This window comes from Curtobacterium sp. MCBA15_001, from assembly GCF_001864835.1.
In the GTDB taxonomy this organism is placed as follows: domain Bacteria; phylum Actinomycetota; class Actinomycetes; order Actinomycetales; family Microbacteriaceae; genus Curtobacterium.
Genome location: NZ_MJGI01000003.1, coordinates 56,776 through 81,858, shown reverse-complemented (window position 1 = coordinate 81,858; position 25,083 = coordinate 56,776). Strand labels below are relative to the sequence as shown.

The 25,083-nt window shown below is 61.7% G+C and carries 22 protein-coding genes and 1 tRNA gene; 14 read left to right on the top strand and 9 right to left on the bottom strand.

Translation table 11 applies throughout. The features are described from left to right. The first annotated feature begins 43 nt into the window (after positions 1-43). Both BIU90_RS00975 and BIU90_RS00970 read left to right on the top strand, forming a co-directional pair. Positions 44-1,072 carry a C40 family peptidase gene (locus BIU90_RS00975; protein ID WP_083403577.1) on the top strand — a complete coding sequence of 343 codons (1,029 nt, stop codon included), beginning with the start codon at positions 44-46 and terminating at the stop codon, positions 1,070-1,072. Positions 1,073-1,423: 351 nt separating this feature from the next. Then, positions 1,424-1,918, top strand: coding sequence for an HNH endonuclease (locus BIU90_RS00970; RefSeq protein WP_071298381.1), 495 nt, complete (start codon positions 1,424-1,426; stop codon positions 1,916-1,918). A gap of 67 nt (positions 1,919-1,985) precedes the next feature. On the opposite strand, the gene BIU90_RS00965 is transcribed toward BIU90_RS00970, so the two are convergent. Beyond that, a complete protein-coding gene (locus BIU90_RS00965; RefSeq protein WP_071298380.1) occupies positions 1,986-3,317 on the bottom strand; it encodes a sorbosone dehydrogenase family protein in 1,332 nt (443 codons plus the stop codon). A 123-nt stretch (positions 3,318-3,440) separates the two neighbouring features. On the opposite strand from BIU90_RS00965, the gene BIU90_RS00960 reads away from it, so the two are divergent. Then, a complete protein-coding gene (locus tag BIU90_RS00960) occupies positions 3,441-4,202 on the top strand; it encodes an SDR family NAD(P)-dependent oxidoreductase (protein ID WP_071298379.1) in 762 nt (253 codons plus the stop codon). Between the two features lie 4 nt (positions 4,203-4,206). Here BIU90_RS00960 and BIU90_RS00955 read toward each other — a convergent pair whose 3' ends face one another. Continuing rightward, positions 4,207-4,623: an arsenate reductase ArsC gene (locus BIU90_RS00955; RefSeq protein WP_071298378.1), complete on the bottom strand. Its 417-nt coding sequence runs from the start codon at positions 4,621-4,623 to the stop codon at positions 4,207-4,209. 76 nt (positions 4,624-4,699) lie between these two features. On the opposite strand from BIU90_RS00955, the gene BIU90_RS00950 reads away from it, so the two are divergent. Both BIU90_RS00950 and BIU90_RS00945 read left to right on the top strand, forming a co-directional pair. Next, positions 4,700-5,845 (top strand): epoxide hydrolase, encoded by a 1,146-nt coding sequence (locus tag BIU90_RS00950; protein ID WP_071298377.1) that lies wholly within the window; start codon positions 4,700-4,702, stop codon positions 5,843-5,845. A 13-nt stretch (positions 5,846-5,858) separates the two neighbouring features. Continuing rightward, positions 5,859-5,930 (top strand) — tRNA-Arg (locus BIU90_RS00945). On the opposite strand, the gene BIU90_RS19210 is transcribed toward BIU90_RS00945, so the two are convergent. The 3 genes from BIU90_RS19210 to BIU90_RS00935 form a co-directional block, all read right to left on the bottom strand. Further along, positions 5,892-7,607, bottom strand: a complete 1,716-nt coding sequence (locus tag BIU90_RS19210) for a recombinase family protein (RefSeq protein ID WP_368086265.1) — start codon at positions 7,605-7,607, stop codon at positions 5,892-5,894. The two genes, BIU90_RS00945 and BIU90_RS19210, sit on opposite strands and share 39 nt — an antisense overlap. Next, a complete protein-coding gene (locus BIU90_RS00940) occupies positions 7,604-7,858 on the bottom strand; it encodes a hypothetical protein (RefSeq protein WP_071298376.1) in 255 nt (84 codons plus the stop codon). The genes BIU90_RS19210 and BIU90_RS00940 overlap by 4 nt, the downstream gene beginning before the upstream one ends. A gap of 101 nt (positions 7,859-7,959) precedes the next feature. Then, a complete protein-coding gene (locus tag BIU90_RS00935) occupies positions 7,960-8,652 on the bottom strand; it encodes a hypothetical protein (protein WP_071298375.1) in 693 nt (230 codons plus the stop codon). Positions 8,653-8,845: 193 nt separating this feature from the next. Between BIU90_RS00935 and BIU90_RS18080 the strand changes: the two genes are divergently transcribed. Further along, the gene (locus BIU90_RS18080) at positions 8,846-9,343 is read left to right on the top strand and encodes a hypothetical protein (RefSeq protein ID WP_139195048.1); all 498 of its coding nucleotides are present in this window, start codon (positions 8,846-8,848) and stop codon (positions 9,341-9,343) included. A 230-nt stretch (positions 9,344-9,573) separates the two neighbouring features. Here the strand turns inward: BIU90_RS18080 and BIU90_RS18525 are convergent, their stop codons facing one another. Then, positions 9,574-9,930, bottom strand: a complete 357-nt coding sequence (locus tag BIU90_RS18525; protein ID WP_175470101.1) for a hypothetical protein — start codon at positions 9,928-9,930, stop codon at positions 9,574-9,576. Here BIU90_RS18525 and BIU90_RS18520 point away from each other — a divergent pair. Together BIU90_RS18520 and BIU90_RS00925 are read left to right on the top strand one after the other, a co-directional pair. Then, positions 9,923-11,098, top strand: a complete 1,176-nt coding sequence (locus BIU90_RS18520) for a hypothetical protein (RefSeq protein ID WP_175470100.1) — start codon at positions 9,923-9,925, stop codon at positions 11,096-11,098. The two genes, BIU90_RS18525 and BIU90_RS18520, sit on opposite strands and share 8 nt — an antisense overlap. A 154-nt stretch (positions 11,099-11,252) precedes the next feature. After that, on the top strand, positions 11,253-12,047 hold the full coding sequence (locus BIU90_RS00925) for a hypothetical protein (RefSeq protein WP_071298373.1): 795 nt from the start codon (positions 11,253-11,255) through the stop codon (positions 12,045-12,047). A 142-nt stretch (positions 12,048-12,189) separates the two neighbouring features. Here the strand turns inward: BIU90_RS00925 and BIU90_RS18065 are convergent, their stop codons facing one another. From BIU90_RS18065 to BIU90_RS18515, 3 genes are all read right to left on the bottom strand, one after another. After that, a complete protein-coding gene (locus BIU90_RS18065; protein ID WP_139195046.1) occupies positions 12,190-13,278 on the bottom strand; it encodes a hypothetical protein in 1,089 nt (362 codons plus the stop codon). Between the two features lie 1,369 nt (positions 13,279-14,647). Next, a complete protein-coding gene (locus tag BIU90_RS18060) occupies positions 14,648-15,586 on the bottom strand; it encodes a hypothetical protein (RefSeq protein ID WP_139195045.1) in 939 nt (312 codons plus the stop codon). A gap of 231 nt (positions 15,587-15,817) precedes the next feature. After that, a complete protein-coding gene (locus BIU90_RS18515; protein WP_175470099.1) occupies positions 15,818-18,190 on the bottom strand; it encodes a hypothetical protein in 2,373 nt (790 codons plus the stop codon). Positions 18,191-19,143: 953 nt separating this feature from the next. Here BIU90_RS18515 and BIU90_RS00910 point away from each other — a divergent pair. The 6 genes from BIU90_RS00910 (at position 19,144) to BIU90_RS18035 (ending at position 25,057) form a co-directional block, all read left to right on the top strand. Then, the gene (locus tag BIU90_RS00910) at positions 19,144-20,079 is read left to right on the top strand and encodes a replication initiation protein (protein ID WP_071298370.1); all 936 of its coding nucleotides are present in this window, start codon (positions 19,144-19,146) and stop codon (positions 20,077-20,079) included. 358 nt (positions 20,080-20,437) lie between these two features. Beyond that, positions 20,438-21,475: a hypothetical protein gene (locus BIU90_RS18050; protein WP_139195044.1), complete on the top strand. Its 1,038-nt coding sequence runs from the start codon at positions 20,438-20,440 to the stop codon at positions 21,473-21,475. A 418-nt stretch (positions 21,476-21,893) separates the two neighbouring features. Then, on the top strand, positions 21,894-23,168 hold the full coding sequence (locus BIU90_RS18045; RefSeq protein ID WP_139195043.1) for a hypothetical protein: 1,275 nt from the start codon (positions 21,894-21,896) through the stop codon (positions 23,166-23,168). After that, entirely contained in the window at positions 23,165-23,359 is a 195-nt protein-coding gene (locus tag BIU90_RS00905; RefSeq protein WP_071298369.1) for a hypothetical protein, read from the top strand. Before BIU90_RS18045 ends, BIU90_RS00905 begins: the two co-directional genes overlap by 4 nt. A 379-nt stretch (positions 23,360-23,738) precedes the next feature. Next, a complete protein-coding gene (locus tag BIU90_RS18040) occupies positions 23,739-23,966 on the top strand; it encodes a hypothetical protein (RefSeq protein ID WP_139195042.1) in 228 nt (75 codons plus the stop codon). Between the two features lie 218 nt (positions 23,967-24,184). Next, on the top strand, positions 24,185-25,057 hold the full coding sequence (locus BIU90_RS18035; protein WP_139195041.1) for a hypothetical protein: 873 nt from the start codon (positions 24,185-24,187) through the stop codon (positions 25,055-25,057). The last annotated feature ends 26 nt before the right edge of the window (positions 25,058-25,083 follow it).

Below are 25,083 nucleotides of genomic sequence, written 5' to 3'. Positions count from 1 at the left end.
TGGCAGGACGTCTCACGCCCGTCTCCTGCCTCGATCGGAAACGATGACGAACGGATGGGGTCGTGCACGCCGGGCCCTGTCGGCGCGTGACGACGAGACGCCGGAGACCTCCCCCTTGACGCAGACCGGTTCCGCCGCGGACACCACGCCCGCCAACCCGACGAACACCGAGAACGCCGCTCCGACGGACGCCCTGCTCACCCGGCGGGCCGCTCGCGAGGCCGAGGGCCGCGCGCCCCGCCGCTCCGCCGCCACCAGCGCGATGCGCGCGACCGGCACCCACGCCGTCCGGAAGGCCGCCCCGGCAGCCGGCACCGCCTCGGCCAAGCCCTCGTCGAGCTCGCGCAAGCGTCGCTTCATGGCGCCGATCGTCCTGACCGTCGCCGCCGGCATGTTCGGCACGATGGCCGTCCCGGCCGCGTTCGCCGCCACCGCCCCGACCGGTGCATCGGACGCCGCGACCGCCCAGCAGGCGATCCGCACCACCGAGAGCCAGCAGCTGTCCGTCTCCGACGTCGCGGCCCTCGCCGACACCAGCCGCGACGGCTACGGTGCGACGTCGCAGGCCTCGCTCGACTCGGCCAAGCACGCCGCCGAGGTCGCCGCCGCCCGCGCCGCAGCTGCCGCGCAGTACGCGTCGTACACCGGCCCGACCAAGACCGACTACCTGGCGTCCGCGAAGACGACAGCGACGAGCACCGCCGCTGCCCCCGCCGCTGGCACCCCGTTCTCGCTGCCCGCCGTGGTCGCCACCGCGAAGCAGTACATCGGCACCCCGTACGTGTTCGGCGGCGCCACCCCGGCCGGTTTCGACTGCTCGGGCTACGTGATGTTCGTGTACGCCCAGTACGGCATCAACCTGGCGCACTCGGTCCCGCTGCAGGACCAGGCGGGCACCACGATCCCCACGTCCGAGGCGCAGCCCGGCGACGTCGTGATCTTCAACAACGAGGCGCACGACGGCTTCTACATGGGCAACGGCATGATCATGGACGCCCCGAAGCCCGGTGGCTCCGTGTCGATCCGCCCGATCTGGACCAGCGACTACCACATCGTCCGGATGGGCATCTGACGCCCGACCAACACCTGAACACTCTCCGAACCGGCCCAGCACCCCTCGTGCTGGGCCGGTTCCTGGGTTAGCCTGAGCCCGTCGGCCCGCAACGGCCCGAACAGGAGACCAGATGTCAACGTCACGCACGACCCGCACCATGGGTCGGCGCGCGCACGTCGCCACATGGTCGACGACGTCCTGTGTGCACACGCACGTCGTGCACATGCACTCCCCGGTCTGACCGAGAGCACTGCCCGTCCGGGTGGTGCTCTTCTTCGTTCCGAGGGCAGGACGCCCTCACCCGTTCGTCCCGACCGGTCCGGCACCCGCACCGCCTGGAAGCCGTCCAGGCTCGTCGGAAGGGAACCCATGCGCACTCTCGTCCTCAACGCCGGTTACGAGCCCCTCGCGGTCATCTCGTTCCGACGGGCCCTCGTGCTGGTCATGAACCAGAAGGCCGCCATCGTCTCCGCTGACCTCGAGCACCCCGTCACGGGGTCGACGTCGACCTACGACCGACCGTCCGTCATCATCCTGACCCGGTACGTGCGCATCCCGCACTCGCGGCTGGTGCCCGTGTCGCGCCGCGGTGTCCTGCGCCGTGATGCGAACCGGTGCGCGTACTGCGACCGGCACGCCACCACGATCGACCACGTGCAGCCGAAGTCGCGCGGCGGAGCCGACTCGTGGGAGAACCTGGTGGCCTGCTGCCTCGCCTGCAACAACACCAAGGGCGACCGCACGCCGCGTGAGATGGGCTGGCAGCTGCGCTTCCGGCCGCGCGCACCGCACGGCTCGAGCTGGGTGGTCCGCGGCGTGGAGCGCCCGCAGGCGGAGTGGGACGAGTACCTGGTGGCCGCGTAGCGACCCACGGTCGGACGGGAGGCCCGGTGCCAGCTGGCACCGGACCTCCCGTCCGTCGCGTGTCCGGTCACGCGCCGGGCGTGAGCCGGTAGACCAGGCCGGCCTGGTCGTCGGTGACGTACAGGGAGCCGTCCGGGCCCGGGACGGCGTCGACGGACCGACCCCAGCGCGATCCGGACGCCGTCTGGAAGCCCTCGACGATGGTGTGCGGCTGCCCGAGGGTCCGTGAGGCGTCGTCCCATGCGGTGTACGACACCGACGGCGGTCGGGGTGGCTGCCGGTTCCACGAGCCGTGCGTCGTGATGAGGGCTCCGTCGGCGTACGCGGTCGGCAGCACGCTGCCGCGGGTGAACACGAAGCCGACCGGGGCGCTGTGTGCAGGGAGCCCGACCATCGTCTCGGTGACCGTGCCGCAGTCGAGTGCCGAGCCGTCCGGGTTGTTCGCGGGCTGCCGGACGTACCCGAGCCCGAGAAGGTCGGGCTTGCCGCGCGAGTCGGGCACGCAGTACGGCCAGCCGAGCTCCGCGCCGGGGGTGATCCGGGTGACCTGGTCGTTCGGGTGCTCGTCGATGTACGCCGGGACCCGCTGCCCGTACCGGTCGGTGCCGTCGCGGAACGGGTACGGCTGTTGGTCGGCCTGGTTCACGGCGGTGAACAGGGTGCCGTCCGGGGCGTGGGCGAGCCCCTCGCCGTTGCGGACCCCGGTGGCCAGCAGGGTGTCGTGCGTGCCGTCGAGGTCCACCTGCCGGATGACGGCACGATCGGGGTTCGCTCTCCGGTCGGCGCCGCTGTCGTTCGTGCCGGAGCCGATGTCGTACGTGACGACCCCGTCCCGCACGGCGACGAACTTCCCGCCGTGGCCGCCCGTCGGCAGGACGTCGGCCAGGACCCGACGGTCGGTGAGCGCGCCGTCCTGCCAGTGCCAGGTGACGATCCGGGAGCCCTCCCCGAGCACGACGACCGTGTCGCCGTCGTGCTGCGTCACGGCGATGCCCTGGGGGTCGTCGAGCCCCGTCGCCAGGCGCTGGACCACGGGCGCCCGGTCGCCGCTGCGGAGCTGCAGCCGGAGGAGTCCGCCCTGGCCCCCGGTCGTCAGGAGCATGCTGCCGTCGGGGAGCCACGCGGCCATCCGGGCACCGGGGGCGTCCGCCCAGACCTCGGCGCGCCATCCCTCGGGGACGCGCAGGGAGTGGCCGGCGGCCGCTCCGGCGTCCGTCCCGGTGGCCGTCGTCAGGTGGACGGTGTGCAGGCCTGCGTCGGGGTTGCCGGTGACTGCTCCGCTGCTCGCGGTGCTCGCACTGCTCGTGGCGGTGCTGCTGCCGGTGTGGGCGGTGCAGGCGCTGAGGGCGGCGACGACCAGTGCTGCGACTGCCGTTCCGAGGATCCGGTGGGTCGACATGGGATGTCCTTCCGGTGGACGGGGGTGTCCGTGTCCGAGTGTTCTCCTCGGTGGCACGGCAGACGCTGCGTAGGGTCGCAGAACAGGACGACGCCGAGGTCGTCCGTACACGGAGGGCACCGCATGACATCCCCGTTCAGCCTGGACGACCGCACCGCCGTCGTCACCGGTGGCAACCAGGGTCTGGGCAAGGCGTTCGCCTTCGCGCTCGCCGAGGCCGGTGCCCGGGTCGCGATCGTCGGGCGCTCCGCCGAACGCAACGCCGCGGTCGCTGCCGAGGCGGCTGCCGCCGGACACGCGTTCGTCACCGTCACGGCGGACATCACCGACGACGCCCAGGTGGCACGGATGACCGACGAGGCGATGACGGCGTTCGGGCGCATCGACGTGCTCGTCAACAACGCCGGGACCTGTGTCCACAACGAGGCGTTCGCGGTCACCGACGACGAGTGGTCGAGCGTGTTCGACCTGAACGTCCGGGCGCTGTGGAAGGCGACGATCGCGGTCGGCGCGCACATGCGGGACGCCGGAGCCGGGTCCATCGTGAACATCGGCAGCATGTCCGGCATCATCGTGAACCGCCCGCAGTGGCAGCCCGCCTACAACGCGTCCAAGGCCGCGGTGCACCACCTGACCAAGTCGCTCGCCGTCGAGTGGGCGCAGTACGGCATCCGGGTCAACGCGCTCGCGCCCGGGTACGTGAAGACCGAGATGGCGCCGGTCGACCGGCCCGAGTTCCAGCGGTACTGGGTGGAGGACACCCCGCAGCGCCGCTTCGCCCTGCCCGAGGAGATCGCCCCGAGCGTCGTGTTCCTGGCCAGCGACGCGGCGTCGTTCATCACCGGGTCGGTGCTCGTGGCCGACGGGGGCTACACCGCGGTCTGAGGGATCAGGTCCGCGTGGGCTGTTCTGTCAGCTCCGCGACCAGGGCCTGGACACGGCGGTGGACGTCGTCGCGGATCGGGCGGACCGCCTCGAGCGGTTGGCCGGCCGGGTCGGCGAGGTCCCAGTCCTCGTAGCGCTTCCCTGGGAATACGGGGCAGGCGTCGCCGCACCCCATCGTGACGACGACGTCAGCCTGACGGACGGCGTCGGTCGTCAGGACCTCGGGCTGCTCGCCCGCGATGTCGATGCCGACCTCGGCCATGGCCTGCACGGCGACGGGGTTGACGTGCTCGGCAGGTTCGGAGCCCGCGGAGAAGACGTCGACGCGGTCGTCGGCCAGGTGCCGCAGGAAGCCCGCGGCCATCTGGGAGCGGCCGGCGTTGTGGACGCAGACGAACAGGACGGCGGGCTTCGTGGTCATCAGGTCCTCGGTCCTTCGGGTGGCGCCCCCGATCGTAGCCGGGACGGGTGTCGGCGGCGGTGCGTAGCGTCGCGGCATGACCGGGATGTGGATCGACGACGACACCATCAGCGACCTGCGCACGCGACTGCGCGCCACGCGGTGGCCGGACGCCCCGGCCGGGACGGGGTGGTCCCTCGGCGCCGACGTCGACGAGCTCCGCGCGCTGGCGACGTACTGGTCGGACGGATTCGACTTCGACGCGCACCGCGACGCCCTCGCCGCCCTGCCGAGCCGTCGGGTCGACGTGGACGGCATCGGGGTCAACGTCCTGGTCGAGCCGGCCAGCAACGCCGGGGCCGACCGTGCTCCTGCCGCAGGCGACGCTGCTGCGTTGCCGGTCCTCCTGGCCCACGGATGGCCGGACTCGACCTGGCGCTACCGGAAGGTCCTGCCGCTCCTCACCGCCGCCGGGTTCGACGTCGTCGTGCCGGACATGCCCGGGTACGGCTTCTCGGACATCCCGCCCGAGGTGCTCGACGCCCGCCAGGTCGCCGGGATGTGGGCGGAGCTGATGACGTCCCTCGGGTACGACCGGTTCGCCGTGGCCGGCGGGGACATCGGCACGCACGTCGCCCGCTACCTGGCCCTCGACCACCGGTCACGCGTGGTCGCCGTGCACCGGACCGACGGCGGCTTGGCGTGGCCGGGCATCGACGTCTCGGTGCTGTCGCAGCCCGAGCAGGACTTCGTCCACGCCACCGCCGCCTGGCGCGACGCCGAGGGTGCGTACGCCATGATGCACCGCACCAAGCCGCAGACCGCCGCCGTCGGGCTGACCGACTCACCCGCCGGACTGCTCGCGTGGATCGTCGAGAAGCTGCGGTCCTGGAGCGACTGCGACGAGGACCTGTGGTCGGTGTACACGCGGGACGAGGTGCTGGCGCTCGTGACCGAGTACTGGGCCACGGGGACGATCGGGTCGGCGATGCGGATGTACCAGGCGAACGCGGCGATCCCGGCGGCGCAGTCCGCTCGTCGGGTCGAGGCGCCGTCGGGGTTCTCGCTCTACCCGGGCGACCTGGTGACGGCCCCGCGGGAGTGGCTCGAGCGGACGACGAACCTGGTGTCGGTGACGTACCCGCCGCGGGGTGGGCACTTCGCGCCGGTCGAGCAGCCGGAGTCGTACGCGGCGGAGCTGGTGGCGTTCCTCGACCCCTACCGTCAGGCGGTCGTTCGCTAGAGTGATCGGGCTGGCCTCTGTAGCTCAATGGAAGAGCAGTTCCGTCCTAAGGAAAGGGTTGGGGGTTCGAGTCCCTCCAGGGGCACTGACTTTGCCCCCAACCAGGCGTAGCAGCCTGGTTGGGGGCAACAGTGACCCGAACGGCCTGCTCATCAGGGAAATAGTCCAGGCGCAGTCCCAGTCGGTCGTAGAGCCTCGCTCGCTGCTCTCGGCTGGCGAGGCCCATCACCACTCGCATCTCACGTCCTACAAGCTCAAACAGCCGCAGAGCGTTCTCAGCGTTGGCATCCGTCATTCGGACGCTCTCGATGCGCGTCAGCACCTCTTCCAGCTCCTGTTCACGCTGCATGAGCAGGTCCTGCACCCGCGCGGAACCTTGCCGTTCCAGAGCGCCAAGGAGGTTGCTGATAAGGGTCTGCAACGAACGCTGCTGCTCCTGCAACCGCTCCACCTCCCGTCGCACGAGAGGGCTGTTCTCTTGGAGCTGGCGACGGATGTGGGGCATGTTGCGGCGGGAGAACGTCTGGCCAAACCAGTTGGCAACGGTGGCTTCCAGCTTCGCTTCGCTGATCGTGATGGCAGTCGTACCTGCCGAGCGATCACCACGGAGTCGGAAGCGGATGTTCCCGCTCTTCACGATGACATCGGCCTCCATCTTCTTGCCTTCGCAGTAGACGCAACTGCGAAGCGGGATGACAACCTTCGTTTTTCGTTCACGTGTGGCTGTAAGTCCACGGGAGCGTTTCGCACCCAGCAGCTTCTGCACTGCGACGTACTGCGCTGTTTCGATAATCTGGGGGAAGACAGGGGCTGCGGATGGTTCAGCACGAGTCCCTGTTCGGACACGCAGAATGCGATCACCCATCGCAGGGTTGTTCTCATCGAACGGGACACGAGTTTTGTGTTGCTTCCCGTAGATGCGATAGCCCGTGTAGGTGAGATTCGTGAGCAGGTTCTGAATCACCGACACATGCCATGTGACCTTGCCTGTGGGAGAGGGGATTCCTCGCTCCGCCAAAACACCGCTGATCTGGCGAAGGCTCTTGCCCTCGGCAAACAGGGTGAAGATATCCCTCACCGTTTGAGCGGTCGCAGGATCGAGTGCGAGGGTGTTTGTGTAACCCTTCGCGCTCCTGCTGAGCTGTTGGTCCTCAGGGAGTGGGGTAAGAACGTAACCGTACGGCGCGTTGCCACCCATCCACCTCTTGTCATCCCCGCGGAGTGCAATCTCACGCATGGAAGCAGCGACACGTTTGCTGATGGTTTCGCTCTCAAACCGCCCCATCAGGCCGTCCATCTGAGTAAGCAGACGGTGACTGATGTTCGTGTGGTCGTACCTGCCGATGTCGGGTAGCCAGAGTTGCACGCCCGCAGAGTGGAGGATGTTCCAAACATCCTCCAAGGCGCGCCCGCTGAACATACGCTTCGTTTCACCAACGACGATCGCGTCAAACTGGTGTTCGCGGTTCTGGATGCGACGCAGCAGTTCCGCTGCGTTTGGCCGTCGCACCCAGGGCATGGAGCGGGAGATTTCGTCAAAAACTTCTTCTACGATAACGCCGCCCTCGCAACCCGCAACAACTTTGCGGGCTTGCTCTCGCTGCCACCCTTGCGAGTTCAGGCGACTCTGCAACCCTCGTTCCTCCTCGGTGGAGACTCGTCCAACAAAGACAAAACGGGTAGTACCACGGGCGGTTTCAGGCGTGGATCGGTCAGGGATGGTGCTGAGAAGGAGCGCAAGTTCTTCGCTGTGGTCGGTCATTCGCTCTGCTCCTGAGCCGCTTCGGGCGTGGGAGCAGGAGCCGCCAAGTTGCCGAGGATGTCGCGGATGCTGTCCACCACGCCATCACGGGTGATGACCTCCGCCCCAGAGGGACGGGGAGGCAGGATTCGGAGCGTTTCCGAGCTGTCTGGCTGGATGAAGCGGCTGAGCCTGTCCCTACCCAACCGCTCGTTGATCAGCGCTTCCAGCTCGGCTGCGGTGCCTGGCAGGTCGGGCTGATCTTGGCTCACCTCTGCATCGTAGTAGGTGCGGACAGAACGCCCCAACCTGCCAAGAGCGGCCGAGGATGGTCCCGCCCTGCCAGCGATAGCGCCCCCGCGTGTCGCAGCGCTTACTCGGCGGATTCGTACTCGCGGAACACCAGGTAGATGTTGCGGCTGTTGTAGTGGAGATTCACCCGCACGCCCGCCTCGGGACGCTCAACGCCGAGCAGCTGAGGGGTGAACTCAGCGCCGGTAACAGGTAGCTCGGTGTTCATTTGCGCCGTGAATACCACCGCCTCAGGCGGCAGGGCGAACAACAGTTGCTGTTCCTCAGCAGAGAGCGGGCGCAATGCATCCCACGTCCAAAAGTCGCTGCGGAGGAAGCTCAACTTCTCAGGTAGCTCTTCCCGCTCGGGGAGTTCGTCCAGAATCTCGCAGGCGATGCGCTCCTCCTCCGTGTGTGCAACAGGGAAGTAATCCCGCTCTTGCTCTTGCTCTTGCTCTTGCTCTTGCTCACCCTGAACCATGCGAAGGCCCTCACGTGCTTCTGCGTAGATGACACGTTCCACACCTGCGTCGTTGTACACCGCGCTGAGCTCCGCGTAATCGGGGAACTGTGCGAGCAGCAGGAGGGCTGCGACACGGGTGATAGCTGGCGTGGTGCCGCCGAAATCAGCGACGTACTCACCGCTCTCAGAGCGCTGCGCGTCGTTCAGATGAAGGTGCAAGTCCTCGCTGCTGAGGACTGCGGTAAGGCGTTCGGGGAGTCGTTCCAGCCCTTCCTGGCTATGGCTGTGAACGTGAATCTGGGTGCTGTACATGGTGTTCTCCTGTGTTCGTTCGTCTCCTATTCCTATCTGTTAGCACCGACCTTCCCCGACGTAATCGCTAAATCTCGGGAATGTCGGCAGTCTGGGTTATCATGCAATCAGAGAAAGTTACGAGACTTTCGCCGAAAACCTCGTAGTTAGCCGATAATGCAGGTAACGGAAACAAACCCGAAGGATTGAACTCATGAACAAGAACAAGAAGCTCGCAACCATCGTCGGAAGCTCCGCAGCGGCGGTAGCTGTCATCATCGGCGCGGTGTTCGCTGTGAACCTCAGCGCACCCCACAGCACTCACGGCGGACCTGACTTGAAGGCTGGGACCACTCAAACGAGCGGCCCTGACCTCAACGCAGGTAGCACCGCACCTTCCGCAACAGCGACCACTCCTGCTGCTTCTGCAAGCAGCGAGCCTGCTGCTGACAACAGCGGGGACTGGGCATCGGGGGTCGGCAGCGTCACCTTGAATGTCAACTTCAAGGACGGACAGACCTCCGCGACCATGGGTGGGAAGACCATCACCTGCGACGCGGCAGCAGCTCCGATTGACGGCGCAACTGCGTCAGGCGCATCCTTCACCTTCGCTTCCGCCGCGGATAAAGCGGCTCAGAAGAACGCCACCGACGCTGCGTGCCTTTGGAGCGGGGACGCAATGGACGATTTCTTCCAGAACCAGAACGGCTGATACGCCGCCTCGTCCAAGTACGCAGACACATCAAAAGGACATCATCATGAAAACCACCATAAGCAATATTACCTCTGTCGTCGTCATCGGGGGTGCGCTCATCCTCGGAATGCTCGGATACATGAACGTCGCAAACCACCTACAAGACTTGACAAACGGGCATTACGAGACCTTCGCCAACGGGCAGGTCGTGCATGTGAATAGCCACGGATTGAGCGATGAGGTTGAACTCATCGGCCCTGCACCAGACCCAATAACAACACCATCAGCACCAAGTCAAGGATAGAAATGCTACGAAAACAAATCCAGAAAGCGCTCACCTCAGTAGTTGCAATCATCGCCGTCATAGGGGCAACGGCGGTCGTCGCAATCGTTGGGGCGGCACCAGCAGAAGCAGCAGGCACGATTGGGTGCGGTTCCATCAGTTGTTCTGTCACATCAAAAGTCGTCGCTTCCTCCTCCTCTGATGGAGGCTCAGGGAGCAGCGGAGGCGGGACTGGAAGCGGCAGTGGAGGTGGCTCGTCCGCGCCGAAGTACCAATACTCGTTCCAGAAGTGCGCGGGATGGCTGGCCTCAAAAATGGTCACAGACCCCGCTGATGGGAGTATCTATAACGGGCAGGGTGCCTACCCAAACCCTGACCTCACGGCTCAGGCGAGCTGGAACTGCACCATCTGGAAGGGTGGTTATTCCACCATCAACTGCCCGTTCGTGAACGGCAAAGCGGCTTACGGCGTGTACTGGGAGTACGCCCTGAGCGACACAAGCAAGAGCAACCCGCTCGCTTACTGGTGCAGCTACCCTCTCGATTCGTACCTCACTCCGCACCTCACCAACTACAAGGTGGTCACGGGCGGCACGGGGCAGTTCGTAAAGGTGAACAGCACCAGCGGAGCGTCGTCTTACACGGCAAGCGGAATCGTTACGGATAAGACTGGGTACCGAAAAACAGGTTACGTCTACGGGAATCCTGCCACGTTCAACGCATCGCTCAACGTAGATTTTGATGCGCACACGGGCGTAACAGGCAACCCTCAGCAGCCCGCGTATGGCTACTACTCCCTCCGTTGGCACCGTGATTACGCCCTTTGGCAGAAGAAGAGCTGGCAAGGTTGGATGGGGGCGAAGGACTCTTACTCCTTCAAGGGGACCACTTCTGACAACTCCGCCGACCCCTTCACGTACAGCTGCTCCCTGTCGCCAGCACTGGTTCCTGGCATCCGAACGGGAGTGAGCTTCACTCCTGCGGACTGCGCAAAACAGCAGAAAAAGTGGCAGTGCAGCCCAACGAGCGCTCCGAAAATCATGGGTACGAGCAAGAACGTCACGGTCATGAGGGATGGGAACGAGGTGCCTGTCGTCCGCGGGAACATAGTCGCCAACGGCTCGGGAATCAGAAACATCCGTGAACGCAAAGAGTTCAACAGCATCGTGACGAGCGGTGATACGGCTGTCTCACCGCTGAACGGGAACGACCCAAACGGGGCCAAGCAGTACTTCAAGAGTGACAACTGGCAGTGGAACACGTGGACTGCGTACAACCCGAACAGCAAGGGAACACTGCACTTCTATTGGAGCAGTGACAACGGCAAGTCCTGGAAGTACTCCACGAAGTACCACTTCACCGCGGACTTCCTGGTGCCAGTGCAGGGCAGCATCAACGGTCCTGCAAGTCAGCAGTGGGTGACCGACCAGGCCGACTGCGGCAGCGTCACGAGCAACACCGTCACGGTCGTCAGGAGTGCGAACGGCTGACCTACACCATCATGAACCCCTCTCACGATGCTCGTGAGAGGGGTTCGTCTGTCGCTGCGCCGTTCTCCGAAGTGCTGCCTCCGCTGGGCAGGCGGCGAAGCCCGCTACGGTGCTGCTGGGGGAGCCTGAACATCCCCACGAAGGGATGAGACGCATGACTGACACGAGCGGAGAGGCGAAGAAACAGGAGGTTGTTCAGCTACTCAGAGGCGATGGCTTCGGGTACAGGCTGACAATCCCCATGGACTCGTTGGCTCCCGCGCAGGACATCGCGCGGGCAGCTGAGATGAGCTTCCACGTGATCGCTCTCGTAAACCATGTAACGAACGCTGATCGCGCGGATCAGCGGTTATCGTTCGCTGGAAGCTCCGTGGAGTACGCACGGGTGCTTCGGGCGGGCTACGGGAGTCCGTTCTGGATGGACGTGATCCAGGCGTTGAAGGCTGGCGGCTGGGTCGTTGGTATCGCAGCGGGCGTGAAACTCATTGCCTCCGCCGTGGAATCACTGGCGGTCCTGCCCGCCAAGATACAGCGCCCGTACCTGGAAAATCGCAAGCTTGATGCGGAGACCCGAAAGCTGGAAGCGGAGATTCGGGAGCTTGAACAGGCACTGCATCAGGAGCAAGGCAGGGGCGCGGACGAGGATGGCGACGAGGAGAACCTCAACGAGTCGGGTCCTGTTCTCGCCCATATCGGAACCGAAGGACCAGTTCCTGAACTTGCCCCTGGCATCGGAACTGGTGGCGTTATGGACGCGTGCGACTGGCTTCTGGACAGCGCGCAGGATGACGGCTCACCCGAGTACTCCGTCTGGGAAGCGACGCTTCGGAGGGCGCGGCGGGACGCTGAGCAGGGGCGAACGACGAACGAAGTCCAGGCAATCGGCTACCTGTTCAGGTTCGCGGGGAGTGATGGAAGGATCACTGAACGGGACGATGAAGCAGCCTGACGAGGTTGCCTTCCCGCGCCGAAAGACACGAAAGTGAGCAATCGGGTACTCAATCCATGTCCCCGTGTTGGCGCTGCACGCATGACGAAACCCCTCCCGCACCACCACGGGAGGGGTCCAATCGGGTACGCGCAAGGGATGCTTACCGAGTCGTGAAGGCTTGGTAGACGAACCGCGCGGGGAGCTTCCGCACTTGCCAGCGGTCGCCCATGTCGTCCGATCCCGTGTTCACGGATCGCAGCAGGTTGGCGATGTCGGAGCGGGGAGTGAACCACACGACACGCTCGTACATGTCTCCATAGCGTGAGTAGGCACGATGGATCGCGCGGTACTCATCAGTGGATTTCGGAGTCAGCTCAACCTCCACAGCAACATGCCGCGGGTGTCCGTCTTCGCCTCTCGGACGGGCGGCAACGAGGTCAGGAACATGCTCTCCCGTGCCTGTTGAGTCTCGGTAGATGATGAACAAGGCACCCGCGCCGAGGTTCAGTTCAGGTGCGTCAGGGTCTGCTGAGGCGACTGCAACAGCGCGTCGCATCTCGTCGCGGCTCCGCTGCGCACGAAACGCATCAAGCCCTGAACGAAGCTGTCGCTCCGTCAAAACAGTCTCCCCGTAGCCTGGCGCTACGCCCTCGAACGGCTCGTTGAAGAGCATCTCGTTGTGAGGGAAACGGGACCGCATCGGGAACGAATCGCCCTGCCGAGCGACTCCCAGCACGTCGGAAGCGTCGTTCGGTGTGATGCGTTGCAGCTCTGCTGAGACAGCTGCTGCGGCGTACTGATGGCGGAACAGTGCGTCCTTCACTCCACCTCTGGTGATGGGTAGGTCGAGTCCAGTGAGCAGGCTCGTGTCAGTCGTTGGGAGCCACACGAGCCGACCTGCATCCATCGCTACGGAGGTCGTCCAGAACCCCTTGGCGAGCTTCTTCATTCGCTGCTGTACGGCGCTTTCGGAGTCCCCTGTGAGTCGTGAGAGGTGACTGGCGAGGGCGAAACCGTGCTGCTCCACGAACGTGAGCAGCTCGACATCCCGAGGCTGGATACGCAGCCCTGCTCGTGCTTCCGAGATGGTTCGGGAAGCCTCTCGGCCATTCTTGCGGTACTGGATTTGGGAAGCGTCAGGTGTATAAGCCCCATCTTCCCAATCGTCAAAATCGTCGCTAACGGCGTTTGGGGCTGGGTGCATCTGCTGGTGTGTGAGGCTCGTGGAGCCTGGAAATGGTGTGTTCATTGCTGTATCCTTCGGTCGTACAAAAGTCGTGTTGGAACCTATGTTGATTCCTATCGGCTTGCCGAGGGGAAGCTGATGAGAAGCCGAGAAAGTTCCAATCACCCACGTGCTCACCGAAAGCCCTTGAAAACGCGAAAACTCAACCCTCTCGCTGCGATAGTCAACCCCTGTATGTACCCGTGTTGCGCTGCTACCCCAACAGTGCAATAAAACATAGGTGTAAACAATGGCCTGCAAACACACCATGTGCGCAGTGAGTTCACTCCTCAGCAAGTGATGGTTCCTGCGGAGCATGGAGAAGTGAACACGCGTTCACTGTTCATTTACACCGACGAATCAAGAAGAGCGTTCCTACGGATGTGAACATGCAGTGCGCATGCCTGCTACCAGTTCACAGAGTGAACATCGCACTGTGAGCAATTACCAGCAGAAGTAGTAGAAGAAGAGAAAAAGAAGAAGAGAAGCAGAAGTGGGTGCCTGAGTACCGCAGGAACGGAACCTTGGGTAGGGGAGGGGGACAACAACAACACAGCGGCTACGCCGCAAAGTCAGAGGACCTGACGTAGGGGTTGCAACCCCTACAACCCTGCTCACTCTCTGCACATGTGAACAAGGTGCGCAGGGTGACCACTGCGGTCACGCGGGGGCCAGCCTCCCCGCGAACATCCCCACAGCAGCGAACGCTGCTTGACCCCGTTCGCAGTGTCCACCACTGCGAGAGTGCAAGAGGGGCGTACCACCCTCTTGATTCCCCCCAAGCTCTCAGACGGCGAGCTTTGATGCGCGCCTTGTTGTTCCCTGCGGGGCTGTGTGGGTTTGGTTATTTGGTGCGGGGGCGTGTGTGCTGGCGCAAGCTGATGTCGGGGGAGGAGATAGTTTCTTTTGAGGGCGAAGCCCGAATGTAAACGGGTACCCAAAAGGGACGGCTTTGACAGGAGTTTGCGGCGCGGTGAGGTGTTAGTAGTAGGTGAGCGGGTGGTTCAAGGATTCGCCATCTGCTTGTCTGCGATTGCTTGCATCAGCGGAGACGTTCTTGTCGTATTGAAGATGAACGAGAGGGTTGTTGAGGCGCGGCTTCTTGAAATCGTGGCCCTCGGGCCGCTTGCGCGAGTTCAGGGAACGATCCAGCTCGCTCGATTGGCAATCGGCGCGAACTGGTTCGTGGTAAACCCCGACTGAATGTGTATGAGCAGTCGGGGTTCTCTGGGACTGAACAATATAAACGGGTACCCGTAGGGGGACGAGAAAAAGGGGTACCCGTAGGGGACGAGTCCGAATATAAACGGGTACCCAAAACGATGTCCCCTGTGTATGAAGAAAGCTCCACACGCTGAACAGGGAGTCAGTGTGTGGAGCTTCGAGCTGATAGCTACGCATCGCGGCGGGCATGGCGGGCTGCCACACCAACCGCCACAGCACCGAACCCGAGGATGAAAGCCTCAGAGTGCTTTCTACTCTTGACGAGGCGCATTGCCGCCATGCTCATGTTCAACGCTGTTCGCAACTTCTGGACACCCTGCTCGCGGCGGAGGGTGGCCTCGCGCTTCCGCTGCATCTCCGCTCCGTGCTGCTCTTGCAGTTCCTCCAAGCTGAGTTTCAATAGAGCCTTCTCGCGCATTGCGGCTCCCACCTGCTCGTAGTCTTCTTCGTCTCCCGTACCACGTTTGAGGATGATGACTCGTTCCAAGTCGCGCATGCGTTCCTTACACTGTGCAATCTGCTGTTCGGCGCTCACGCGCTGCTGCACAAGTTCGCGGCGGTCACCCTCGGGGATGTGCAGCCATGCTTCGCGGACCTGGCGAGCATCTGTCCCCATACTGAGAGGATGGCGGCGCACGTCTTCCTCCGTGAGCTGGCGGCGAGCGTACTCTGCTTTTGGCAGCCCGTAGTGGGCCGCTTCCACTTGAAGCACTGCGTCTTCTTCCTTGGTCAGACTCAGCTTCATCTTCATCGGAGCGGGGCTACCTGATGCGGGTGTTCGGCTACCTGGCTGCTGTTTGTTCTGCTCCTCGGTAGCGTTGATCGCTGCTGATTCGGAGGCAGCGATCACCTGCGCGAGGGAGCGCTCAGTAAGGAACGGTGTGCTTACGACACGATTGTGGGCCGCCTCAGGCGTTACCTGCTGCGCCAGTAACCAGGATTGCTGCTGACGGGTGATACGAACCGTGACTCGCTCGCTCCGCTTCTTCGCATTACGTCGTTCTTCTTCCAAGCGGAGAAGCTCGTCCTGCTCCTCAACGGTGAGTTCCTGCCACTCTTTTTGATGCGCTCGGCATCTGCGCCCGCCGTGTTCTTTCGCTCTGCACATGATGGGATACTTCCTTTCGATTGCGTTCGTCTATTTCCTTTATTCCTATCGGCTAAACGGGTACCCGATGTCATGTCCCCCTTTTATTGCATGCGCTTCGTTCACCCTCATTCCCGTAGTTTCGAACGGGTACTCAAAAGGGACCTGACTGCGCGATACAATCGGGTACGTAAAAACATGTCCCCAAGAGAAGAAGAACCCCCTCACCTGTTTCAAGTGAGGGGGTTCTCGCTACCGAGGGAAGGGAGCCGAAGAAGCGGGCTTGCTGTTCACCTTCACCTTCGGCTTCGGGCTATGGGGCTGAGCTGATGGGCTTCCACTGCTCGGGTTGAACGGCGGCTTCCCCTCAGCTCGGGCAGGCTTCGGCGCTGGTGGAACTGGCGCTGCCGCGGTCGGCTGCGGGTTGGCTTCCTGCTGCCCATGTTGAGAAAAGACATGCCGTTGAGGCTGCGGGGTAGGAGCAGGAGCAGGAGCAGGAGCAGGAGCAGGAGCAGGAGCAGGAGCAGGCTGCGGCTGTGCTGTTCGCTGTACTACTGGCGCTACCTGCTGCACGACCTCCACGGTGCGGGCGGGAGGAGCCGCTGGGGTAGGGGAAGAAGCCGCGGCTCTGTTCACCTGTCGCCCCGCATCAAACAGCGGCTTCACGTCGGCCACGGGGGAGCCGTTCCCTCCTCCGACCTTACCGCCCTTCGGCGTGAACGCTGCGGCATCTTCCTTCGCCCTACGGGCTGCGGCCATGCCAGCGAAGGGGTTACCCGTGGCGAGAGCTACCCCGCCTCCCGAGAGAGCTGCGGTGAGCTTGCCAGCACCTGGCAGCCCGAAGCGCGCATCCCCACCGAAGCGAGCCGTACTTGCTGAGTTCAGGAAGCCGCGCATCTTGAAGATGGTCAGCCCGAGAGCGATGGTGAGGACCACCACCAGGATGGTGGGAACGTTCGCTGACATCATCAGCCCGAACACAAGCATGTAGATAGCGAAGACCGCGATGTTGACGATTGAGCGGATACCGATGTTTGCGAGCAGCTCAAACCAGCGCAGGATAACTCGGGTTCCCCAGCTCGGGATGATGCCGAGGAGTAAGAAGAACGGCGCGAGTGCAATCGCAAGCAGCGTGAGGATTTGCAACATGAGGCTGGTGAGGCTCAGCAGCAGCGGGAACGAGCAGACTGCGAGGGCCGTGATGTTCATCATCACTGCCTGCGTAATCTGACCCTGCGAATCCCCAGCCCACAACCCGTTGCTCCCAGTGCCGAGTTGTGTGTACGCCACCTCGGAAACCTGCAAGGCTCGGTTCGTGGATGAGCGGTCCAACTGGAACTCAGCCCAGTTGCTGAACTTGACGTTCTCTTTCCCACGGGCTGCAACGTAGGAGGAGTTCTTCAAGATGCCCCGCGGGTCGGTGGTAAGGGCTGAGCCTGTCGCAGTGGAGGTTGTTCCGAACTGGCCTGAAACCCAAGGCTGGTAGATGGCGGCTTCCCAGAGGAGGCAGGCGCTCTGCCGAGAGGTGACGTTCTCGCCGCTCGCCTTGCAGAGAGAGTCGGACGGCTGGCTGACGTTCACACCGTCGTTCACAATCACTTTGACTTTTTGAACAAAGCCGTCCACATAACCAGGAACCAGTGAGGGTTGCGCGAGGAAGACAGTTCCCATCGAAACGGCTGCAACCATCCACACAGTCCCTTGCAGAGCGACGACAGCTGCACGCTTGACGATGCCCATGTAGCCGACCCAGACTGCGCCGAGCAGAATCACGGGGATGAGGAACGGAACGAAGAGGGTGTCCCTGAGTCCGCCCTTGCCCGTGATGAGGGTGTCCACGACCTTTACGAGGGGATGCAGAACCGAGTCCTCATCACTGATGCCCTGCCCGAGGGTGGAGGTGAACACCTGTGCGGTCACGGTGACCAGCAGGCGAGCAGGAACAGAGAGTGTGTTGGCGGCAAGGGTGGTGACTTCACCGCTCAGGTTCGTGCAGGCAACGGGGTTACTGGTGAAGAGCTTGCTGCTCCCTGCTTGCAGCTCCTCACTCCCAGCAGCGGTTCCCACACTCACGTTCCCCGAGCCGTCCTGAGCGACACCCGCATCACGCGCTGCCACTCCGTGGAAGGTGAAGCCGCCCGAGTCCTTGAAGCCAGGAGTCCAACTGCTGAACTGAGGGTTCGCAGCCCCGTAACGTTCAAGAGCAGTGACGGTGTACTTCTTCGGCAGAGCGGTGACAGCCCCCGCACTGTTTGGGATGAGGAGCGCGTTCAGGTTGGTGGGGTGCTTCTTCGTGCCAGGGAGAACTTCCCTCATGGAAGCGGTGGAACCACCAAGTGCCTTGAACTGCTCGGACTTGGAGAAGCTGCCTGCTTCGGAGCCGTCGCTCACACTGACGCACACCAGGTCCGAAATCACGTTGGCGCGAGCCTGTTGCGAGGTAGCAGCGGTTGCCGTGAACGCCGCGGTCAGAAAAGACACGAAAGTAGCCGCCAGTAGAACACCTGCGGCGAGCCTGGTGAGTTGCTGCTTTCTCCTACTCTGAACTTGACGGCGAAGAAGCTGCTTGCTGGTGTGCGGTGAGTGGATGTGGAGCGCATAGCCCGAGCTGATTGCGTGAAACATGATGTAGTTCCCTTTCGTTGGGTGCTGTATTCCTATCGCCGTAGGGCGAATCAGCAATCAAACGAGAGGTTTTTCCAGCCCGAAGTGGGAGTGCAATCGGGTACTCAAAGGGGACATGGCCTGTATCGTGCTGGGCGTGCAATCGGGTACTCATCAACCCGTCCTCTCAGTACCCGACACCCACCCCACCGACCCATTCGCCACCGCATGAACGCGGAATGTGCCTCAGCAAGCCACCGGAGGGCCGCTGGCGTGTTTGTAGCGTTCTCGTGGGTCGTTGCGTCAAAACGGACTTCCAAGCCCGCAAAACGGCTGCTACGCTTCCAATTGCTGCAACCAGCAGCACCACATCCTCGGGATGGAAATCCTGGCACGGCCTCCCGCAGCTCAGTTGCAGGGGGCCGTGCTGGTTCCGATAGATATCAAAAGTGGGTGGGAGTTCAACCTTAACCTCTCGGTCTGTTCTCTACCTCCCACCCACATCAGCCAGCAGATAACGGCTTTTGAGTGTTCAAGTTGTTCACTCATTCCATTTGATGAGCTGGTGGGTCCAAATCAACCCCTCAGGTGCTACTTGCCTGAGGGGTTGATTCATTTGAGGGTACGGAAGGCCCTTCAAGGGAATATCCTGACTTGGGTGTGTACCCCCCTGAGGTGAAAGTAACGAGCGGGGAAAGTGATGGGAAGCGGAATGAGTAGCCGATAGTAATAAGTATGTAGGTGTGATGCCCTGCGAGGGGAACACAAGGCCCCACTCTTGGAGATAGAAGTGAAGCCCACAGCTCTTGTAGCTGTGGGCTTTCTTCATGCCAAATCGCTGAAAATGTGACGAAACGTAAAGATGTGAGAGACTGCCGATAGTTATATGCAAAGCGCAGATGCGCTGGATTCATCACCAGCTCATACAGACAGTCAACGAAAGGAACACACGCACATCACCAGGAGAAAACATCATGCTCACCGCCGACGACTTCACCGATTTATGGAATCCTCGCTACCCGCTCGCAAGTAACGACCCGAAGCGGCTCGGGTCGTACCGCCGTAGCCGCTCAGATGCGCTCAGCTACCGCCTCATTGAAACCACCGCAAAGCAGGCCCCGAACTGCATTACCCTTGATTTGGACCACCCTCAGGCTTCCTGGGCGGTGAAAACCGCCGTATGGGAAGACGGCATCATCCCTGAGCCGAGCCTCACCACGGTGAGCCGAGCCAGTGGTCATGCTCACATCCGCTTCAACCTCGCAGGCTTCATGGGAACCGAAGCTGCGCGCCGCTACCGCAGCGACATCATGCAGCGCCTCAGAGCAGCACTCGGAGCGGATGCGAAGTACACCGAACAGCTCACCAGTAATCCCTTCCATGATGCGTTCATCACCGAGTGGGGCACTGACCATCTGTTCCCGCTGTCCGAGTTTGAGCCGTTCACTCCTCGTACTGCCGCCACCGAACACTCAACCCTGACGGAATCAGGGGAAGGCAGGAATAGCACCACCTTTGAGACGGTACGTACCTGGGCGTACAAGCAGCGAAAGTTCCACCAGCACTACGACAGCTTTCTGGAAGCAGTAACCGTTGAGGTTCACCGCTTTCATGATTACTTCTACCCTTCCGAGCAGCAGTTGAAGAGCAGCGAGCTGTACACCATCGCCCGCAGCATTGCAGGTTGGACATGGAAACACATCACCCCTGAGGGTTTCTCCGAACTGCAAGCCTTCCGTTCCTCCCAAGCTCCGCACGTGAAAGCAGCGCCCGAGCGTTACCGTACGGCTCTCGCCCTCACCGAGGCGGGCTTGACCACACGCGAGGTTGGGGAAAACATGCAGCTTTCACGCGAGGCAGCCAAGCAGCTATTACGTAGAGCCAAAGCTTGGGAAGCGAGTAGAAAGTAGCCCTTTCAGGGAATATCCTGATTTGGGTGTGTACCCCCCCCCCCCCGATGAAGAAAGTAGGTAGAGCGGAAGCAGCGGAAGCAGCGTGAGTAGCCGATAACGGAAGTACGCAAGTGCTTGCGTGTTCATGATGTAGTTCCCCCGCCATTCCCTGGCGGGGGAACTTTCTTTTTCGGGAAGCAGCGCGTAGCCGCTCTGCCGCCCGATAGGGATAAGAAGTAGAGCGGCGTGGTGGCTGCGGAGAACATTATGTTCCCTTCATTGGTTTGGATAGCAACCACCACGCCGCTCTTCTGCATTTCTTGCACGTTTGTGTGAAACAGCCGATAGATATACCACAACCAATGAAAGGTATATCATGCAAACTTCCCTCCTGTCTCGTGCGAAACGCACTGCCTCCGCCCGCTCGCTCCGCTCAACTTTCGTTTCTGAGAACGGCGCGATTGACCTTGCCTCAATCATGGTCGGTATCATCGTCATCGGTCTCATTGGTGGCGTGATTGCAGCAACCGTGTTCGCTGTGATTCCATGGGCGCAAGACAACGCGGCGAAAGCGTCCCTCGCTTCCGTCGTTACAGCGGAGAACGTATACAGCGGCCTCGCTGCTTCTCCTGACGCTGACAACAGCGCCTCACTCGTTGGGGCAAGCGTCAGCACGCGCACTGTTGCGCAAGCCGAATCTGGTAAGAACTTCGCTACCTATGACCAGCTGCTGGACCAGGGCTTGATTGGTAAGCCTTCCCAATATCTTGGGGCTGCAACTGGGCAGGATGGCAGTTGTTACGTAGCGGCCTCGCTCTCTCAGACTGGCAAGGTGTTCTACACCGAAAATGGCGGCAAGACTCAGCAGACCACCGCTGAGGAGCTTCCAAACCCTGACTGCACGGGCGACTTCCCCGTGATTGAGAAGCTTGGTAACACGCCGAACCCATCTGACGGTTCGGGTAGCGGTGGCAGCACTCCCGTTGATTGCTCACATGGAGGCCCGAACTGCGGTTCAGGCGGCGGCGGAGGTTATGTTGCACCCGTGCAGTTCAAGTTCTCCGTGATTAGTACGTACATCTATCCGATTGACTCTGACGGCACCGAAGGCGATGCAGACGCGCACTACTGGAATATCCTGTGCACCCAGAGCGATGGAGGTTGTGAAGTGGAGGAGAAACCAGGGACCTCGGTCGTACCTCAGAACGTGCGTGATGATGCTGCAAAGCTCTATACCGAATCCTACGTAGCGAACGCAGCTGCTGATGCAACCGACGCTTGCGGATTTAAGGACACGTCTTGCCTCAACAAGGAACTCAGTAAGAGCTTCCCCGAATCCACCATCTCCTATGGAGATGGCTCCCGCCTTGCGAATCTCGGCTTGGTTGGCCTCCGCGCCATCTCAAACGACTGATACTCACTCAGCGAATGAAGGGAGGCTATGCCCCTGAAAGCGAACGTATTGTAGGTTTCTGAAAACCCCGCTGGATGCGTTACCAGCGGGGTTTTCGCATCCATACGCAGCCTTTCGCGTTCCTCCCGATAGGAATCAAAGAACCAAAGAAAGGAACTGCATTATGTTTTCATACATTGGGGGAGCGACTTCGCTTCTCCTTCTTCCGCTTCTTGCACTGGCTCCTGCTTTGAACAGCACCAGCAGCACCAGTAGTAGTGCAAGCCCTGAGCTGCCTCCTGTGCAGTATCAGAACAGCGCCTCCCAGTACTCACCATGGGATGGCTGTACCACCTACACACCCAGCTCCCTCACCTCTCCTGGCTTCGCGGGAGGGATGGAACAGTGCGATGGTTCCAGTTCTGAGGGGCTGGACGGCGTGACCGATTTCGAGAACGTCCCAGCCTCAGTCTCCGTTCCTCTCACACTCGGGGCGGGCCAGTGGGAACAACTGGAAGTAGAGAGCGTGAGCGCTACACCTCTCACGCCTGTCCAGTGGAAGAAGCTGGCCCCTGACGGCGCTGTTGCTCCTTCCACGAGTGGGAAGGTCACCTCCTTGAAGCCTGACGTGACCGCTATTCTCAGCGACTCGACAGCGGTGGTGAAAAAAGACATGAGTACGGAGGAGCGCGTGAACGTCAAGTTCGCGGCTCCCTCCTTCAAGGAGGAGACAGGCTCCAAGCTGAACCAGGTGGGCTGGTTGGCTCGCGTGGACGTTCACGTGACGGCCACCGCTGAGAGCGGGAAGCAGTACCAGCTCACCCTCTCTGAACTCACCAGTGTGCAGGGCGACAGCTGGTACGACCTCCCTGCATGGAAGCAGGCCAAGGGTGATGAGGGTGTGGACTGCAAGGAGGGCGAGTTGTGCGCTGGTGGGGTCGTGTACCCACTCACCAGCACCAGCTACTCCGTAGCCGAGGCGAACGATTACGCGGCCGAGCCAGGTGACAGTGGGCCAAGCACCGACCCAACTGCTCCTGCAACGAGTGAGCCAACTGCTCATGCAAGCACTGAGCCAGCCACCCCTACTTCTCCAACCGCGCCAACGAAGCCTGCGGAGCCAACAACGAAGCCAACTGCTCCCGCTCCTCCGCTGGTCAGCGGGCCAACCGTCCCCGTTGTAGCACCAACCACCCCAACCGCGCCAGCAACCCCTGAAAAGCCGTCTGCGCCTCTTGCGGAGCCTTTCGCTCCTGGCACTCCTACTGAGCCTGCAAGTGGCCCTACGAAGCCAGCAGTAGCTGTTCCAAACACACCAGCACCTCCTGGGAAGAGCGCACCAACACGTACCAATGGGAAGCCTGAACTTGGCCCCCGCGAGAGCGAACCTGTTGCAGCGAATGGCAGCAGCGCCAGCGATGCGAACAATGCGCCGAGCAGCCCGAACGGAACCGCAACCGCTGAACCGAAGCAGGAAACAGCAGCTGGCCAGGTGAAAGCAGTGGGAAGCCCTGACTCCTTGAAGCTCTCAGCCGCGCAGCAGGTGCAGCTCACTCTTCTCTTCCTCATTCTGCTCTATATCGCCTTCATTTCCCTTGTGGCAATTATGCGCCATGGCGCAGTGCGTCGGAAGAAGTTGCAGCAGCTCAGCAATCCGCCGCGTCTTTCACAAGAGGAAGCAGCACAAATCTATAACCGAGGAGAGAACTCATGATTACTTTGTCCACCAGCCCACTCGTCATCTACGGCTTGCCCACCCTGCTTGTTCTCGCAGCCGTCATTGCTGTCTTCGTCACTATCATCTTCCATTTAATGAGAGACAGACCCGCGGACCGCAACCAGTTCGGGCAGACACTTGAACAGCAGCAGGAACACGCGGCAGGCCAGGTTCTGCTCAACAAATAGTCAAGGCCCCCGCCCCGAGAAGGCCCCGCATTGAAAACAGTGCGGGGCCTTGTGCATGCAATCGGGTACTCAAAGGGGACATGTTGATGGTTGTATCTATGCCGATCACGCCCCCTTTGAGTACCCGATTGAAACTTTTCGCAAGGTATCTACGAGAACATCGCCGAAAATGAGGTAAACGAACAGATAAAGGTAGTGTAACAAAAACCAACAAAAGGAAAGACAATTGCCAAAAACACATCAGAGCGTCTTCGCAACGCTCCCAGCTGAGGTAGCGGGTGAGTTCATCGGTGTACCAAATGCGGACCGCCTCGCGCTCGTGACCGATCTTCCTGCACGAACTGCCGAATCCGAGAAGCAGCACCTACAACGAACGTTTGTGAACTATCTCAACCAACACAGCCGTGATTCGGCGGTGGTGCGGGTTGAGATTCCCCTGCGGGCCTATGCCTGGGTACAGGAGCAAGCTGAGTGTTACGGGCTTAGTGCAAGCATGTTCACCGCATTTCAACTGCTTGAAGCAGACCCGCGCGGGTTCATTCCAAGTATGCCGTTCGCAACTGCGTTGCGGCGTTATGCGGAGCGAATGAATGCCCAGCCGAAATAAGTACGAGAGTTTCACGGAAAATCACGTAGAACAGCAGATAACCCCTGGTAGAAGCAACATCATCTACCAGGGGTTATCTCATGCAACCAACACCACAACTACCGAGCTACACGGAGCGCGTCACCTACCGCCACGGCGGGAAGTTCCACTGTTGGCACCGCATCTGGGCTGGCACAAGATTCAAGCCTGGGCTGAACGGGAGGAAGTACCTCGGGGACTTGAACCTGCTGCTTGCTTGTTTGGCTCCTGCCTCACGTGAGGAGTGGGAGCGGCTATGGGTGCAGTTCATGGGGGAGCGCTTGCAGCAGCATGCTGAGCGGTTCAGCGCCCGAACAAAGAGCAAGCTCAGCATCACCGATGCGCTGAAAGTCATTCTGTGGCACGCGGTGGATGAAACATGGCAGGGGTACTGCATCAAGCGACAGGCTCTCACATGGCTGCAAGAGCAGTTTGGCAGCGATGAAGCTCCCGAGCTGGTGGAAGAAGCCGTGGGTGCGCTCGTGGGTGCTGCTGAGGACCACAGGGGAGTGGTCCTCTCTTCCGAGGAGATAGCTCGGGTTCGCGATGAGGAGCAGCGAGCCTACGATTCCCGTGCCCGTACGTTCCGCCTCGCTGAGCCTTGGGAGGTTCAGTTCTGGAACGTGCAGGTGGTGGAGGAGCGAGCAGGTCAAGTTGTGACGGGTTTTTTCGTTCGCCCTCGCTCCTACCTCGCTGAGGGCGGCGATGCCGAGGGCAAGGGGAATGATGCTCCGAAGGTGGTGGGCTTCCGCCATCACTGGCAGGGCAAGCAGGGGGCCGTTCCAGCAGCCGTGTTCCTCACCTACAACCTGGACCGCGCTACGCAACAGGCGCAGGGCTGGGAGTTCGTCAGTGCGTGGGTAGCTCTCGCGGAGGTGCTTCGGCCATCAGTGCAAAAAGACACGAAAGTTATCAATCGGGTACCCAAAGGGGACATAGAAAACGGTGGGCAGCATCTGCGAGCGGTTGAGCCTAAGGAACTACGAGAACGGGAGCAACAGGCTCGCCATGCAGAGCAGCATGTAGTAGCACCCACCGCACAGGAGGAACCAGGGCATCCAACGCTCTTCTGAAAGAAGTTCGAGGCGGAGGGTTGCAA